The sequence below is a fragment of the Pseudoalteromonas neustonica genome (genome assembly GCF_001653135.1).
In the GTDB taxonomy this organism is placed as follows: Bacteria; Pseudomonadota; Gammaproteobacteria; order Enterobacterales; family Alteromonadaceae; genus Pseudoalteromonas; species Pseudoalteromonas neustonica.
Genome location: NZ_BDDS01000010.1, coordinates 39,881 through 53,125, shown reverse-complemented (window position 1 = coordinate 53,125; position 13,245 = coordinate 39,881). Strand labels below are relative to the sequence as shown.

At 40.2% G+C, this 13,245-nt stretch carries 13 protein-coding genes; 7 read left to right on the top strand and 6 right to left on the bottom strand.

Annotated elements, in window-relative coordinates; translation table 11 throughout:
* Positions 1–3 precede the first annotated feature (3 nt).
* Complete coding sequence (locus A7967_RS14705; protein ID WP_054203020.1) at positions 4–1,110, bottom strand: phosphoribosylaminoimidazolesuccinocarboxamide synthase; 1,107 nt, start codon at positions 1,108–1,110, stop codon at positions 4–6.
* Between the two features lie 186 nt (positions 1,111–1,296).
* Between A7967_RS14705 and A7967_RS14700 the strand changes: the two genes are divergently transcribed.
* The 3 genes from A7967_RS14700 to A7967_RS14690 are packed head-to-tail and all read left to right on the top strand — an operon-like array spanning position 1,297 to position 3,762.
* On the top strand, positions 1,297–1,983 hold the full coding sequence (locus A7967_RS14700; RefSeq protein WP_054203019.1) for an ABC transporter ATP-binding protein: 687 nt from the start codon (positions 1,297–1,299) through the stop codon (positions 1,981–1,983).
* Entirely contained in the window at positions 1,983–3,251 is a 1,269-nt protein-coding gene (locus A7967_RS14695) for an ABC transporter permease (RefSeq protein WP_064435820.1), read from the top strand. Before A7967_RS14700 ends, A7967_RS14695 begins: the two co-directional genes overlap by 1 nt.
* Positions 3,252–3,261: 10 nt before the next feature.
* Complete coding sequence (locus A7967_RS14690) at positions 3,262–3,762, top strand: DUF3299 domain-containing protein (RefSeq protein WP_054203017.1); 501 nt, start codon at positions 3,262–3,264, stop codon at positions 3,760–3,762.
* 52 nt (positions 3,763–3,814) lie between these two features.
* On the opposite strand, the gene mutM is transcribed toward A7967_RS14690, so the two are convergent.
* Positions 3,815–4,624, bottom strand: coding sequence for a bifunctional DNA-formamidopyrimidine glycosylase/DNA-(apurinic or apyrimidinic site) lyase (gene mutM / locus A7967_RS14685; protein ID WP_054203016.1), 810 nt, complete (start codon positions 4,622–4,624; stop codon positions 3,815–3,817).
* Position 4,625: 1 nt separating this feature from the next.
* Complete coding sequence (locus tag A7967_RS14680; RefSeq protein WP_054203015.1) at positions 4,626–5,144, bottom strand: hypothetical protein; 519 nt, start codon at positions 5,142–5,144, stop codon at positions 4,626–4,628.
* A 347-nt stretch (positions 5,145–5,491) separates the two neighbouring features.
* Here A7967_RS14680 and A7967_RS14675 point away from each other — a divergent pair, with 347 nt between their 5' ends.
* Complete coding sequence (locus A7967_RS14675; protein ID WP_054203014.1) at positions 5,492–6,418, top strand: manganese-dependent inorganic pyrophosphatase; 927 nt, start codon at positions 5,492–5,494, stop codon at positions 6,416–6,418.
* 375 nt (positions 6,419–6,793) lie between these two features.
* Here A7967_RS14675 and rpmG read toward each other — a convergent pair whose 3' ends face one another.
* From rpmG to radC, 3 genes are all read right to left on the bottom strand, one after another.
* Positions 6,794–6,949 (bottom strand): 50S ribosomal protein L33, encoded by a 156-nt coding sequence (rpmG, locus tag A7967_RS14670; protein WP_004335545.1) that lies wholly within the window; start codon positions 6,947–6,949, stop codon positions 6,794–6,796.
* A gap of 11 nt (positions 6,950–6,960) precedes the next feature.
* Positions 6,961–7,197, bottom strand: coding sequence for a 50S ribosomal protein L28 (gene rpmB, locus A7967_RS14665; RefSeq protein ID WP_054203012.1), 237 nt, complete (start codon positions 7,195–7,197; stop codon positions 6,961–6,963).
* Between the two features lie 275 nt (positions 7,198–7,472).
* Positions 7,473–8,147, bottom strand: a complete 675-nt coding sequence (gene radC / locus A7967_RS14660; RefSeq protein ID WP_054203011.1) for a RadC family protein — start codon at positions 8,145–8,147, stop codon at positions 7,473–7,475.
* A gap of 179 nt (positions 8,148–8,326) precedes the next feature.
* On the opposite strand from radC, the gene coaBC reads away from it, so the two are divergent.
* The 3 genes from coaBC to A7967_RS14645 all read left to right on the top strand — a co-directional run bounded on the left by coaBC (position 8,327) and on the right by A7967_RS14645 (position 13,166).
* A complete protein-coding gene (gene coaBC, locus A7967_RS14655; protein ID WP_054203184.1) occupies positions 8,327–9,520 on the top strand; it encodes a bifunctional phosphopantothenoylcysteine decarboxylase/phosphopantothenate--cysteine ligase CoaBC in 1,194 nt (397 codons plus the stop codon).
* A gap of 114 nt (positions 9,521–9,634) precedes the next feature.
* The gene (slmA, locus tag A7967_RS14650; protein WP_054203010.1) at positions 9,635–10,222 is read left to right on the top strand and encodes a nucleoid occlusion factor SlmA; all 588 of its coding nucleotides are present in this window, start codon (positions 9,635–9,637) and stop codon (positions 10,220–10,222) included.
* Positions 10,223–10,391: 169 nt separating this feature from the next.
* A complete protein-coding gene (locus A7967_RS14645) occupies positions 10,392–13,166 on the top strand; it encodes a S9 family peptidase (RefSeq protein ID WP_054203009.1) in 2,775 nt (924 codons plus the stop codon).
* Positions 13,167–13,245 lie beyond the last annotated feature (79 nt).

Below are 13,245 nucleotides of genomic sequence, written 5' to 3'. Positions count from 1 at the left end.
TGACTAAGAATGGGAAACCAGTCCGTATTGCTCATCCAGTATCGCAATGACTTCAGCGCGAGGATCGGCAGGAATAGTTATATCGTGACCTACAATTTTACTTGCAATACCAACATACGTGTCAGATACAGCTAACATAACTGATTCTGGTAACACATAATCTTTCGCTAGTTGTTCGCGCTCCGGCATGCGGTCTTTATTAAGTAGCACATCGCTATCTGGAACATTGTTGATTAATAATTGACGGAAACCTTCTTTCGAGTTTTCTACAATTTTACCATCACGGTACGCTGCTTCATCCCAAATACGTGACGAATCTGGCGTGCCCACTTCATCAATATATATAAGCTTATTTGTGCCATTTAAATCTTCAACATAACCAAACTCAAATTTTGTATCGACAAAAATTTGGTCCAGTTTTGCTAATTCGTCACTGATTAAGCTAAAGCCTTCAACTAATAGCTTTTCATATTTGGCTACATCTTCTGGCGATTTAAAGTTAAACACACCAAGGTTGTTAATAATATTTTCACGTGTGATGTTCACGTCATCGACTTCAGGTATGTCGGTAACACCAGTAATAATACCTTTTGTTGAAGGTGTAATTAATACCTCATCAAGCTTTTGATTTGCAACAAGCCCTTCTGGTAACTCTAAACCACAAAAGTTACGCACACCTTTACTGTAATCGCGCCACATGCTGCCAGTAATATATTGACGAGCAATGGCTTCCACTTTTACAGTGCTCGCTTTGCGTACTATCCAAATATATGGGTGCGGAATATCAACAATATGATTTCCTGCCAGACCAGCCTTATCAAATAATTTAAACCAATGAGAGGCAACACTGTTCAAAGCAATGCCTTTACCAGGCACACCATTTAAACCATTTTCACCTTGCCAAATACAATCGAATGCAGAGATACGATCAGAAATAATCATAATAGCCAGCTCAGTACCTTTTGGCACTTGGTAGCCTTTTTCACTGATCAAACGCGCGCTATCTTCGTCTGTTAACCAATAAACTGAACGAACTTTACCACTGTGGACAGGACCTTTGGTACGCACTGGTAAATCATCGTTTACGTCTAAAACTTTATAGCTAGTCATGCTATCTCCGAGTATATGGCATGCTCTTAAAGAGCACGTGTATGGTATTGGGGTTATAAGGAGCTAATGATAATCGAGACCGCCTAAAATCACAATTAAAGCGCAATGCGATTTAACGCAGTTTAGTTTGAATTTTATTCTCTACGTTATAAGATAACATCAAAATTCAGCAGTAATTGAATAATAATGATTGATATAGAAGAATTAAGCTTTCAATGGCAACCACAGCAAAGCAAGCCCACCTTGGCCATCCCACGCCTTCAAATAGCCAAAGGCGAACATATTTTTTTACATGGCCCCAGTGGTTGCGGTAAATCAACGCTATTATCGTTGTTAGCGGGTATAAACCGACCAACAACTGGTAAGCTGAGTATTTTTGGTTGTGAGCTTAATAAGCTCAGTAATAGTAAACGTGATGCATTTAGGGCCGATCATATTGGCTATATTTTTCAAAATTTTAACTTGCTGCCTTATTTGTCACCTATTGATAATGTCACTCTTGGGTGCCAATTTTCAAAACAACGCCAGCAAAAGGCATTAACCTGTAGTCCTTCCCTCCCACTTGAAGCTGCAAGGCTTTTAAATGCATTGGGGCTAGATAACCAATTCCACCAGCAAAATGTTGCTAATTTAAGTATTGGTCAACAACAGCGTGTTGCCGCTGCCCGTGCATTTATTGGCGCTCCTGAACTCATTATTGCCGACGAGCCAACCTCAGCTTTAGATACCAATAATCGCCAATCATTTATTGCGCTGCTTTTTGCGCAAGCTCAAGCCGTTAACAGCACCTTAGTATTTGTTAGTCACGATGAAAGCTTACAGCCACTGTTTAATCGTAGTATTGATTTAGTCGCATTGCAGGAGCAAATTTAATGATTTTAATAAAGCTTGCTCTTCGTAGTTTATACAATCGCCGCGCCAGTGCATTTTTAACCTTATTCACTATCGCAATTAGTGTAATGCTGTTACTAAGTATTGAACGTGTACGGGTAGACGCAAAAACCAGTTTTAGTAATACCATTTCGGGGACTGACTTAATCGTTGGTGCCCGTACAGGTGATATACAACTGTTACTTTCGTCTGTGTTTCGTATTGGTCACGCAAATAATAGCGTTAGCTGGTCAAGCTATGAATACATTAAACACCAACGCGGCGTGAAATGGACGATTCCAATGTCACTGGGTGATAGCCATAAAGGCCAAGCAGTGCTTGGTACATCTGCCGACTATTTTAAACATTATAAGTTTGCTAAAAAGCAACCACTGAGCTTTCGCGACGGCCACGCTTTTAATCATCTAAACGAAGTTGTTCTTGGCGCACAAGTTGCGCAAAAATTAGGGTACAAACTGGGCGACAGCATTATTATCTCCCACGGTATGGGTAATACCAGTTTTCATCACCATGATGATAACCCATTTACAGTGGTTGGAATTTTAAACGCCACTGGCACGCCGGTTGATAAAACATTACACATCCCATTAGCTGCCATTGAGTTAATTCATGGTGGCACTGGCGGCCACGCTGAGCATGAGCATGAGCATGAGCATGAGCATGAGCATGAGCAGCATAGTGATCTGATTGGTGAGCCAAAACAAATTACCGCTTTTTTAATTGGCTTTGATTCCCCGCTATATACTTTGCAAGTAAGGCGTAACATAAACCAATTTAAAGCCGAGGCATTACTGGCAATCATGCCTGGCGTTACCTTACGTGAGTTATGGGAAATGCTCACAATTATAGAAAAAATCTTATTACTATTTTCGATGGTAGTGGTACTTGTGAGTTTACTTGGCATGCTAACAACCCTATTAGCGAGTCTCAATCAGCGTCGCCGTGAATTAGCAATTCTACGCTCTGTAGGCGCGCGTCCTTGGCATTTATTTACGCTGATCAGCATGGAATCGTTATTAACAACATTTTTAGGGTGCCTACTTGGGTGCGGCTTATTTTACATATTAATGTCTCTTGCTGCTGGTTACTTACAAGCGCATGCAGGTATTACAATTACTATAGCCATGCTTTCTAGCTATGAACTCATGTTGATAGGCGCTATTATGGCGGCCGGCTTTATCGTTGGTTTGATCCCAGCAACCCGCGCCTATTTTTACTCATTGTCAGATGGCATGAGCATTAAAATTTAAGAGGAACACCATGCAGTATTTTCGAAAGTTCACGCTACTGTGCTTAGTTATTTTTAGTTTTTGCTACAGTTTCAATGGTCACGCGAATGCACCAAAAGAGATTTTTTGGGAAGATTTGATCCCTAAAGGCCATGTACAAATAGACACTCAAGATCAAGCAAGTCATGAAGGAAGTGAACAAAACTGGATCCAACCAGATCTTGATGCCCCTGTTGTAAAAGAGCTTAATGGTCAATCGGTTAGCTTACCGGGCTTTGTTGTACCACTAGAGGGCGACAGCGAAATGATCACCGAATTTTTATTAGTACCCTATTTTGGTGCCTGTATCCACGTGCCACCACCGCCACCAAATCAAATTGTCCATGTAACGATTAAAGGCGGCGTACCTATCGAAAGCTTGTACGATGCAATTGTGGTTACGGGTATTATTAGCACAGAAGGATGGAGTGGTGATATTGCCCAAGTAGGCTATAAAATTAAAGCCGTAGGCGTTGCACCATTTGAGCTATAAACTGTAAATACACAATTAAAACCGATGCCTAAACATCGGTTTTTTTTACACCTTATTTTTGGCAGTTGCTGCAATAAACGGTGCTACGTTGCCCTAATCGAATCTCAGTAAGCTCTTTTTCGCATTTCATGCATGGCTCACCTTTGCGGCCATAGACAAGTAATTGTTGTGCAAAATAACCCGGCTTACCATCACTTTGAGCAAAGTCTTTTAATGTCGTACCGCCTTGGGTAATTGCAGCTGCGAGAGTCTCTTTAATAATTGGGATCAATTGCTGATAACGTGCTAACGATACTTTACCCGCTTCACGTTTGGGGTGGATACCCGCTTTAAACAATGATTCGTTTGCATAAATATTACCAACCCCAACGACCACAGCATTATCCATAATGAACTGCTTAACGGGCACTTTTTTATTGCGAGAGTATTCATAGACTCGTTTTGCAGTGAACTCATCAGTTAACGGTTCAGGACCAAGTTTAGACAGTAGTTTATGAACCGTGTCTGGTGCTTGCCACAAACAACAACCAAATCGGCGCGGATCATTTAATCGCAGCGCCTTGTCATTACCAAAGATAAATTCAATATGATCATGCTTTTTTAGTGGCTCATTTTTATCTACAACCCGTAAGTTACCCGACATGCCTAAATGCAAAATCACGCTGCCGAGTTCACATATCAGCAGTAAGTACTTTGCCCTGCGCTCAACCGCGATCACAGATAAGTTAGTAATCTGATAAACATCATCAGGTACAGGCCAGCGCATATTCGGATTGTGAATATTCACTTTAGTGACTGTTTGCTGCAAAATATGAGGAGTGATCCCCATCCGACTAACCTCAACCTCTGGTAATTCAGGCATACTATTTAGACTCACTAATTGGAAAATTAAAGCTCACGAACAACCCCCGCGCTGTCACGCTATCTAGTAACATTACACGTTGTGTACTTTTATCTAATAAATAATACCCCTGCGGCGCTTTGTATAATTGATACAACCAAGGTAACTGCTCACCAGCAAGCCATATCGTAGCAACACTGAGCGGAACATTACTCTTTAATGACGTAGAGGCAGGCGCAAGCGGTAACTCACTTCCTTGCCATTTATTAATCAATTGTACAATATTGCTCTGAGTTGATTGCCATTGACTCTCTGGCGCATTTTTAAATAAAGCCTGACTGCGCCACGCAGTCCCGATACGCTCTATTTTTTGATCAGGAAACTCCAGCGCTAAAATAAAGCTTTGCGCAGGCAAGAGTGTTTGTATCCCTGATTCAACAGGAACACTATTAAGCTTTTTATGAAGGCCATTAAAAAAAAAGATCATCAATAACATAGAAAATATAAGAACATTATTCCACGCTTTGCGGCTGAGCTGCATTAGGGCACTCTTCTATGTAAATTCAAGTCGTTAAAGTGTAACCAAAAAGATTAAAAAAGGGCAGTCGAATTTTCTCTGCTTACCATAAACAAGTAACTTCAAAATACTTGCTTCAGTTAACCCAAGTACTAAAAGCGCTTTAGCAAAATATTGATTGCAAATAATAGTCAATCCTTCTTAAAAACGAATATGTTTGGTGCTAACTAGCGCTTGATATTAGCCCCCTACAACATGCTAAATTGTGAACAATGAGGTTGTTTGGGTATATTATAAAAATTCACCAATGGGGATGTGTCAAAGCACAATTACTTTGTTAGAATATCGACAAATTTTAAGGAGCTCCGTCAATGTCAATGTATGTAGTGGGTCATAAAATCCCAGATTCTGATTCTATTTGTGGTGCAATTGCACTTGCTTATTTAAAAAACCAAATCGATGAGCCTGCAATTCCAACTCGTCTTGGTGATATTTCACCTGAAACACAATTTATCCTTGATAAATTTGGCTTTGAAGCACCAGAGCTAAAATTAAGCTATGCTGGTGAAGACGTTTACATCGTTGATCATACTGAAAAAACGCAAGCACCTGATGATATTGATCTAGCCCGCGTAGTTGGTGTTGTTGATCACCATAAACTAGGTGACCTAACTAGCTCAACACCACTTGAATGTTGGATCCGCCCAGTTGGTTGTTCGAACACCATCATTAAAATGATGTATGACTTTTACAATGTTGACATTCCAAAAGACATTGCAGGCATCATGTTATGTGCCATTTTAAGTGACACGGTTATTTTTAAATCGCCAACCTGCACCACTGCTGATATTAAATGTGTTGAAGCACTTGCTGAAATCGCCGGTATTGAAGACTTTAAAGAACTAGGCATGGATATGTTCCGTGTTAAATCAGCGGTTGAAAACACCCCTGCACGTGATTTAGTAATGCGTGACTTTAAAGACTTTAATATGAACGGCCAACTAGTGGGTATTGGCCAACTAGAAGTTATTGACCTTGCTGTATTTGATGATATTAAAGCAGACCTAGAAGCTGATATTGCCAAGCTGAAAGAAGAAGGCGGACGCCACTCGGTATTTTTACTGCTTACTGACATCATGAAAGAAGGTTCACAAATGCTAATCGTATCTGATGATGCGGGCATAGTAGAACGCGCTTACGGTGAAACACCTAAAGACGGTAAAGTATGGTTAGACGGCGTACTGAGTCGTAAAAAACAAGTAGTGCCACCATTACAAGATGAGTTTGCTAAGCTGTAAGCTGTAAGCTGTAAGCTGTAAGCTGTAAGCTGTAAGCTGTAAGCTGTAAGCTGTAAGCTGTAAGCTGTAAGCTGTAAGCTGTAAATTCTAAAAACCGTTGTTATGTAAATAGCAACGGTTTTTTGTTGGCTGTAAGCCATTTATACAAATAAACCGAAGGAGTAAAAACTTCCATAATGCAGTTTTTTGATGCAGACAGAGAGGGTATTTTTTCGTTGGGTTTCGCGCTGCTCAACCACAACCTACGTAGCCAATTTTAACGCCGTTCAGCTTAAAACTTACAGCTTAGTGCTCCTAGCTGCTCTTAACTGACGGCTAGTCTAAAACAAAAAACCCAGCCTAAGCTGGGTTTTTAATATTCATAAAAAACTAAAATTACTTGATTTTAGCTTCTTTGAAAAGAACATGTTTACGGATTTTTGGATCAAACTTTTTGATTTCCATTTTTTCCGGCATGTTACGCTTGTTCTTGTCGGTAGTGTAGAAAAAACCAGTACCAGCTGTAGAAACTAAACGGATCTTATCACGCATGACTCAGGTCCTTAAACTTTTACGCCGCGACCACGGATTTCTGTTAGAACCGTGTCGATGCCTTTTTTATCGATAATACGCATACCTTTAGTAGTAGTGCGTAATGTTACAAAACGTTTTTCACTTTCAACCCAAAAACGGTGTGTTTGTAGGTTAGGTAGGAAACGACGTCTAGTCGCGTTTCTCGCGTGTGAACGGTGATTACCAACCGCTGGACGCTTACCTGTAACTTGACATACTTTAGACATGTCTATATATCTCCAATAACTTCGCTCGAGCTTAATTTTCCCTTAGGCCATGTATTTTGTGCCCCAGGGATAAATCGAAGGGCGCTCTTTATACAGCTTATACAGGCAAAGATCAAGTAATTGATCTTATCCAACCAGCTCATGTGTAAATTTGATAGCGGCTAATTATAAAGATCGAATGCCCTTAGGGAAAGTAAAAACTGCATTTAAATTAAACTAATTTGCAAAACAGCACTAAACTGCTCATTTTTAACACGCTAGTAATCCGAAACCGCTTAAATCAACCCTCTTTGTGCAAAAGAAACACAATTATCACCACCAACAATGATGTGGTCTAAGATATTTATATCGACTAATTGCAGTGCTTGCTGCAATTTATTCGTAATAAGCTTATCAGCTTGACTTGGTTCAGCGATACCTGATGGGTGATTGTGTGCCAAAATAAGTGCTGCAGCATTATTTTTTAAGGCTGCTTTTAACACTTCCCGTGGATAAACAGATGCTGAATTAATTGTCCCATAAAAAAGCGTTTCTTCTTTTATTAAGCGATTTTGACTATCCAAGTACAACACCATAAATACTTCTTGCTGCAATCCTCGCAGCTCAAGCGTTAAATAGTCATACACAGATTGTGGCGAGTTAAATACTGCTTTTCGCTGGCATTGCTCCATCATGTAACGACGACTTAATTCTAATACAGCTTGTAACTGCACAAACTTAGCTGTGCCTAATCCTTTTTGTGCACAAAAATCATCAATCGATGCGTTAAATAAATTATGTAATGTTTGGTTTTGCGTCATAAGGTGCTGTGCTAACTCAACGACATTCATGCCCGGTAACCCTGTTCGCAAAAATATCGCAAGTAACTCGGCATCACTGAGCGACTTTGCCCCTTTAGCTAATAGCTTTTCTCGTGGTCGCTGATTACTCGGTAAAGAAGTGAGCTGCATTATTTCGTCCCTAAAATCTAATGTAGTCATTTAACTGTAATGCAAAAATAAAGTTTCGCCTCTAAAACGCTTAATAAAATCCAAAATTAAAAACTTCGTCCATTCGCCAAAGATTTGCTATCGTTAGCGCATATTGAAAAGAGCTTTATCAGCTTATGGCAACGTTTATGGCAGATTTAATGGCAAAGTTAGCAAATAAAAAAATTGTATTGGGGATCAGTGGTGGAATTGCCGCTTATAAGTGCGCAGAATTAGTAAGGCGCTTAAAAGATCACGGTTGTGAAATAAAAGTGGTGATGACTGAATCAGCCAAACACTTTATCACGCCACTTACCATGCAAGCCGTTAGTGGTGAGATTGTTTCTGATTCATTATTAGACCCATCTGCAGAAGCTGCAATGGGCCATATTGAGTTTGCTAAATGGGCTGATTTGATCTTAGTCGCACCAGCCACCAGCAATATAATTGCAAAAATGGCCGCTGGCATTGCGGATGACTTACTCACAACCTTGTTACTGGCAACACCTGCCAAGGTTGCGGTTGCCCCAGCGATGAATCAACAAATGTACGCCCACCCCGCTACTCAAGCTAATCTAGCCACATTAGCGCAGCGTAACGTGGCTATTTGGGGACCTGGTAAAGGTGAGCAAGCTTGTGGGGACGTAGGTGCTGGCCGTATGCTTGAACCACATGAACTTGTAACGCTATGCACACAACCTGCACACCCACAGCTGTTAGCAGGTAAAACGATTACAATTACAGCGGGCCCAACTCGCGAACCACTTGACCCTGTACGCTTTATTTCAAACCACAGCTCAGGAAAGATGGGGTATGCACTTGCTCAAGCTGCACTATCGTTAGGCGCACACGTAAATTTAATTTCAGGGCCTGTCACAATAACGCCACCCGCCGGTGCTAACGTGATTCAAATACAAAGTGCACAGCAGCTATTGAATGAGTCTTTACTCTTAGCCCCTCTTTCTGATGTGTTTATAGGCTGCGCTGCTGTAGCTGACTATCGCGCTAGTGCTGTTGCAGATCAAAAAATGAAAAAGCAAGGTGACGAACTCATTCTCACCTTAGTTAAAAACCCTGATGTTATTGCTGCTATTGCAAACCTTACAGAAGGCCGCCCTTACACAGTTGGTTTTGCAGCCGAAACTCAAGATGTAGCGAATTATGCTAAAGGTAAACTCAGTAATAAAAACCTCGATATGATTTGCGCAAATGATGTGTCACAAGCAGGCCTTGGCTTTAATTCAGATCATAATGCACTGACTTTATTTTGGCTAACTGAGCAAAAAGAGTTAGCTATCGAGACAAAAAGTGCATTAGCACTGAGCGTAATGACTGAGGTTGCTAAACGGTTGTAAAAAGGCTGGAAAGAAGCTGCATAAAACATTAACATGGCCTTAATCGCTTGTTCAAAAAATAACTGGCGAGTAGTCATTAAAGCTAAGTAAATTACTATAAAGAAAGGAATGTTCATGCCTGCGACAAAAAGAAGTAATCGCAAAGAGCAAATACTACAAGCACTCGCACAAATGTTAGAAACAAGCCCAGGACAACGCATCACCACAGCCAAATTAGCTGCTGAAGTGGGCGTATCTGAAGCAGCGCTATATCGTCATTTCCCGAGTAAAGCACGGATGTTTGAAGGCTTAATTGAATTTATTGAAGACACTTTACTGTCGCGTATAAACCTTATTCTTGAAAACGAAAAAGAAACGCAAAGCCGCGTTTATAATATTTTATTATTACTATTGGCTTTTGCAGAAAAGAATCCAGGTATCACACGTATTTTAACGGGTGATGCACTTCAAGGTGAGCAGGAACGTTTGCGTGAACGCGTGCAGAGCTTATTTGAAAAACTTGAAACTCAGCTTAAACAGGTTCTACGTGAACGTAAATTGCGTGAAGGCAAAACGTTTCAAAGTGACGAGCTAACAATCGCAAACTTTTTGCTTGCCTATATTGAAGGTAAAATGAACCAATTTGTGCGTAGTGATTTTAAAGCTAAACCCAGTGCACAATTTGAAAAACAATGGCTTGAGCTGCAAAAGATCTGGCTTTAGCTCCTAGCTCCTAGCTCCTAGCTCCTAGCTCCTAAAATGATCAACCTTGCGAATCTCTTCGCAAGGTTTTGTTAGGTTCACCCCTCTTTTTAAGCCACTTATCGTATCTACTCGAATTGTTTAACAAAACCGCTATGATGGGGATGATCAAACAAAAAGAGAATCAATAATGAAAGCCCAACTTTCCCTACTAAGCATTGCCCTAGTTGCAAGCCTAAATAGCGTACCTGCCCACGCAAAAGACGCGCTACAATTTAAAGATGTATTCAATTTTAAAGCAGCTAAAACAACACAGTTATCAGAAGACGGTAAAGTGCTCAGCTTTAGTGCAACACCCTATCGCGGCAATGCAACAGGCCAAGTTTATACGTTAAACAACAATAAACTACTCGCCGAAGTTGAGCGCGGCACTAAACCTCAGATAAATAAAGTCGCCAACTGGGTGGCATTCACTCAAGTTCCGACTTTGCTAGCAAAAGAAACCACCAAAAAGAAAAGTACATTAAAAAATAATCTGGTATTGGTAAGTACTGCCACTGGTGAACAACAAACTTTTGATAACGTAAAAGACTATCAGCTCTCTGATGATGGAAAGTGGTTAGCATACCGTTTAGACCAAAAAGCAGATAAAGACGATGATAGTAAAGATATTGATGATGCTAAAAATACCGATAAAACCAGTGAAATCAAACCAGATAAGAAAGATAAAGTATTTGATCTCATTGTTGTAAATTTAACAGATGCTACAACCCATACAATAAATAGTGTGTTTAGTTACGCTATTAATGCATCTGGCAGCGAGCTTATAGTCAGCCAAAGCTACCCAGATGGTAGCGATAATCAGGTGGCGTTAATTTCATTAAATAATACGTTTGAAACAAGTGTATTAATTGATGAACCAGGTGTTGTTGCAAATAAAATTGCCTGGCATCCAACTAAAAACATCGCCGTATTCACACTTGGTAATTATGTGAATGACGATATGCGCCGTCGCGACCATCAATTAAAATTATGGCAAAACGAGCAGCTTACAGATATAACCTCACCTGAAAAAAATTGGACTATCGGCAAAACAGCAAAACTGAGCTGGTCTGAAGATGGTGAGCGCTTATACTTTGAAAATCACCCTAAGTTAGCAGCTAAAGTTAAAGACAAAAAATACACGGATCAAGCCTCACTTTTTGATTACGACACGATACGTGCGCAAAAAGGTCTTAATGTGTGGCATAACAATGACGCCGAAATAAAACCTCGCGAAGAACAACAGTGGAACGAAACCAATAAAAATAAGCATTACCAAGCGGTTTATCATCTTAATGGTAAGCGGGTCGCTCAGCTAAGCGACGTAGATATGCCCTATGTGGCACTAAATACTAACAGTCGTAATGCGCTACTTGGTTCATCTAACTTACCTTACCTCGAACGTATTATGTATGGCGGTTTTTTTGCAGATTACTATGCTGTAGATGTGAATACCGGCGAACAAAAAGCAATCATAAAAGATTACCCGTTTAGACCTAGCTTATCGCCAAGCGGCGAGTTTGCTGTCTACTTTAATAACAGTCAAGTGCAACTTAAAGACTTAGGTAACAATAAGGTAAGCACCTTAACAAAAGCAATAAAAGCTGTTTTTGCTGATGATAAACATGATTACCCATCAGCCCAACCAGGCTACGGATTTGCTGGCTGGTTAGAAGATAGCAGCCAAGTACTTGTGTACAGTAAATATGACGTATGGGCGTTTGATGTCAACACCCTCAAAGCAACCCAACTTACGCAAGGTAAAGAGAGTAATACGCAATATCGCATTATTAAGCTTGATAAAGAGCAAGTAGGCTTTGCTAAAAACGACACTCTTCTAGTGAGTGCCACAGACCTTCAGAACAAGCAAACCGAGATTGCCAAACTTAACTTAACTGATAATTCAATTACTAAAGTTTTAACAGGCAATAAGCGCTTTGATGTAATTAAAAAAGCTAAAAATGCTGATAAATATTTGTTTACTGAGCAAACCTATCATCAGTTTCCTGATATTCATCAAACAAATTTTAGTTTCAAAAAACCACAGCGCGTCACTCACTTAAACCCACAAGTGGATAACTTTGCATGGGGCCAAAAACCAGAACTAATAAATTACAAAGGCTTTGATGGGGAAGACTTGCAAGGTGTGTTGATCAAACCTGCAGGCTACAAGAAAGGCGATAAAGTGCCTGTTGTTGTGTACTTTTATCGTTATATGAGTCAGCGTATGTTTGATTTTCCAAAAATGGAATTAAACCATCGCCCCAACTTTCCTATGTTTACCTCAAATGGTTATGCAGTATTTTTACCTGATATTCGCTTTGAAATAGGCCATCCTGGCAAATCATCAACACAAACGATGATCAACGCAACCCAAAAACTGATTGATTTAGGTATTGCCGACCCTGATAAAATTGGCCTGCAAGGTCATTCGTGGGCAGGCTACCAAAGTGCCTTTATGATCACCCAAACCGACATGTTCAAAGCGGTTGTATCGGGCGCACCTGTATCGAACATGACCAGCGCTTACAGTGGCATTCGATTAAAGTCAGGCCTTGCTCGTCAGTTTCAGTATGAAACAGGCCAAAGCCGTATCGGTAAAAATCTATTTGAAGCCCCTGAACTTTATATTGAAAATTCACCGGTATTTTTTGCAGATAAAGTAAATACACCTATTTTAATCATGTTTGGCGATAAAGATGATGCTGTACCATGGCATGAAGGTGTGCAGTATTACTTAGCGCTTCGTCGTGCAGGTAAAGATGCTACATTTTTACAATATGAAGGTGAACCACATCACTTAAAAAAATTCCCTAACCAAGTGGATTTCTCAATTCGTATGATGCAGTATTTTGATCATTACTTAAAAGGTAAACCAGCCGCTAAGTGGATGACCGAAGGCGAATCGTTTATTGAAGAGTAAGCTGAAGAATAAACTGAAGAATAAGTAGCGACTATTTACTCGTTCAAAACTAAAACGCCCAGCAAATGCTGGGCGTTTT

Bases quoted from the DNA above. Each gene is read 5' to 3' on its own strand.
- A7967_RS14705 (WP_054203020.1), bottom strand. From the start codon at position 1,110: ATGACTAGCTATAAAGTTTTAGACGTAAACGATGATTTACCAGTGCGT.
- A7967_RS14700 (WP_054203019.1), top strand. From the start codon at position 1,297: ATGATTGATATAGAAGAATTAAGCTTTCAATGGCAACCACAGCAAAGC.
- A7967_RS14695 (WP_064435820.1), top strand. From the start codon at position 1,983: ATGATTTTAATAAAGCTTGCTCTTCGTAGTTTATACAATCGCCGCGCC.
- A7967_RS14690 (WP_054203017.1), top strand. From the start codon at position 3,262: ATGCAGTATTTTCGAAAGTTCACGCTACTGTGCTTAGTTATTTTTAGT.
- mutM (WP_054203016.1), bottom strand. From the start codon at position 4,624: ATGCCTGAATTACCAGAGGTTGAGGTTAGTCGGATGGGGATCACTCCT.
- A7967_RS14680 (WP_054203015.1), bottom strand. From the start codon at position 5,144: ATGCAGCTCAGCCGCAAAGCGTGGAATAATGTTCTTATATTTTCTATG.
- A7967_RS14675 (WP_054203014.1), top strand. From the start codon at position 5,492: ATGTCAATGTATGTAGTGGGTCATAAAATCCCAGATTCTGATTCTATT.
- rpmG (WP_004335545.1), bottom strand. From the start codon at position 6,949: ATGCGTGATAAGATCCGTTTAGTTTCTACAGCTGGTACTGGTTTTTTC.
- rpmB (WP_054203012.1), bottom strand. From the start codon at position 7,197: ATGTCTAAAGTATGTCAAGTTACAGGTAAGCGTCCAGCGGTTGGTAAT.
- radC (WP_054203011.1), bottom strand. From the start codon at position 8,147: ATGCAGCTCACTTCTTTACCGAGTAATCAGCGACCACGAGAAAAGCTA.
- coaBC (WP_054203184.1), top strand. From the start codon at position 8,327: ATGGCAAAGTTAGCAAATAAAAAAATTGTATTGGGGATCAGTGGTGGA.
- slmA (WP_054203010.1), top strand. From the start codon at position 9,635: ATGCCTGCGACAAAAAGAAGTAATCGCAAAGAGCAAATACTACAAGCA.
- A7967_RS14645 (WP_054203009.1), top strand. From the start codon at position 10,392: ATGAAAGCCCAACTTTCCCTACTAAGCATTGCCCTAGTTGCAAGCCTA.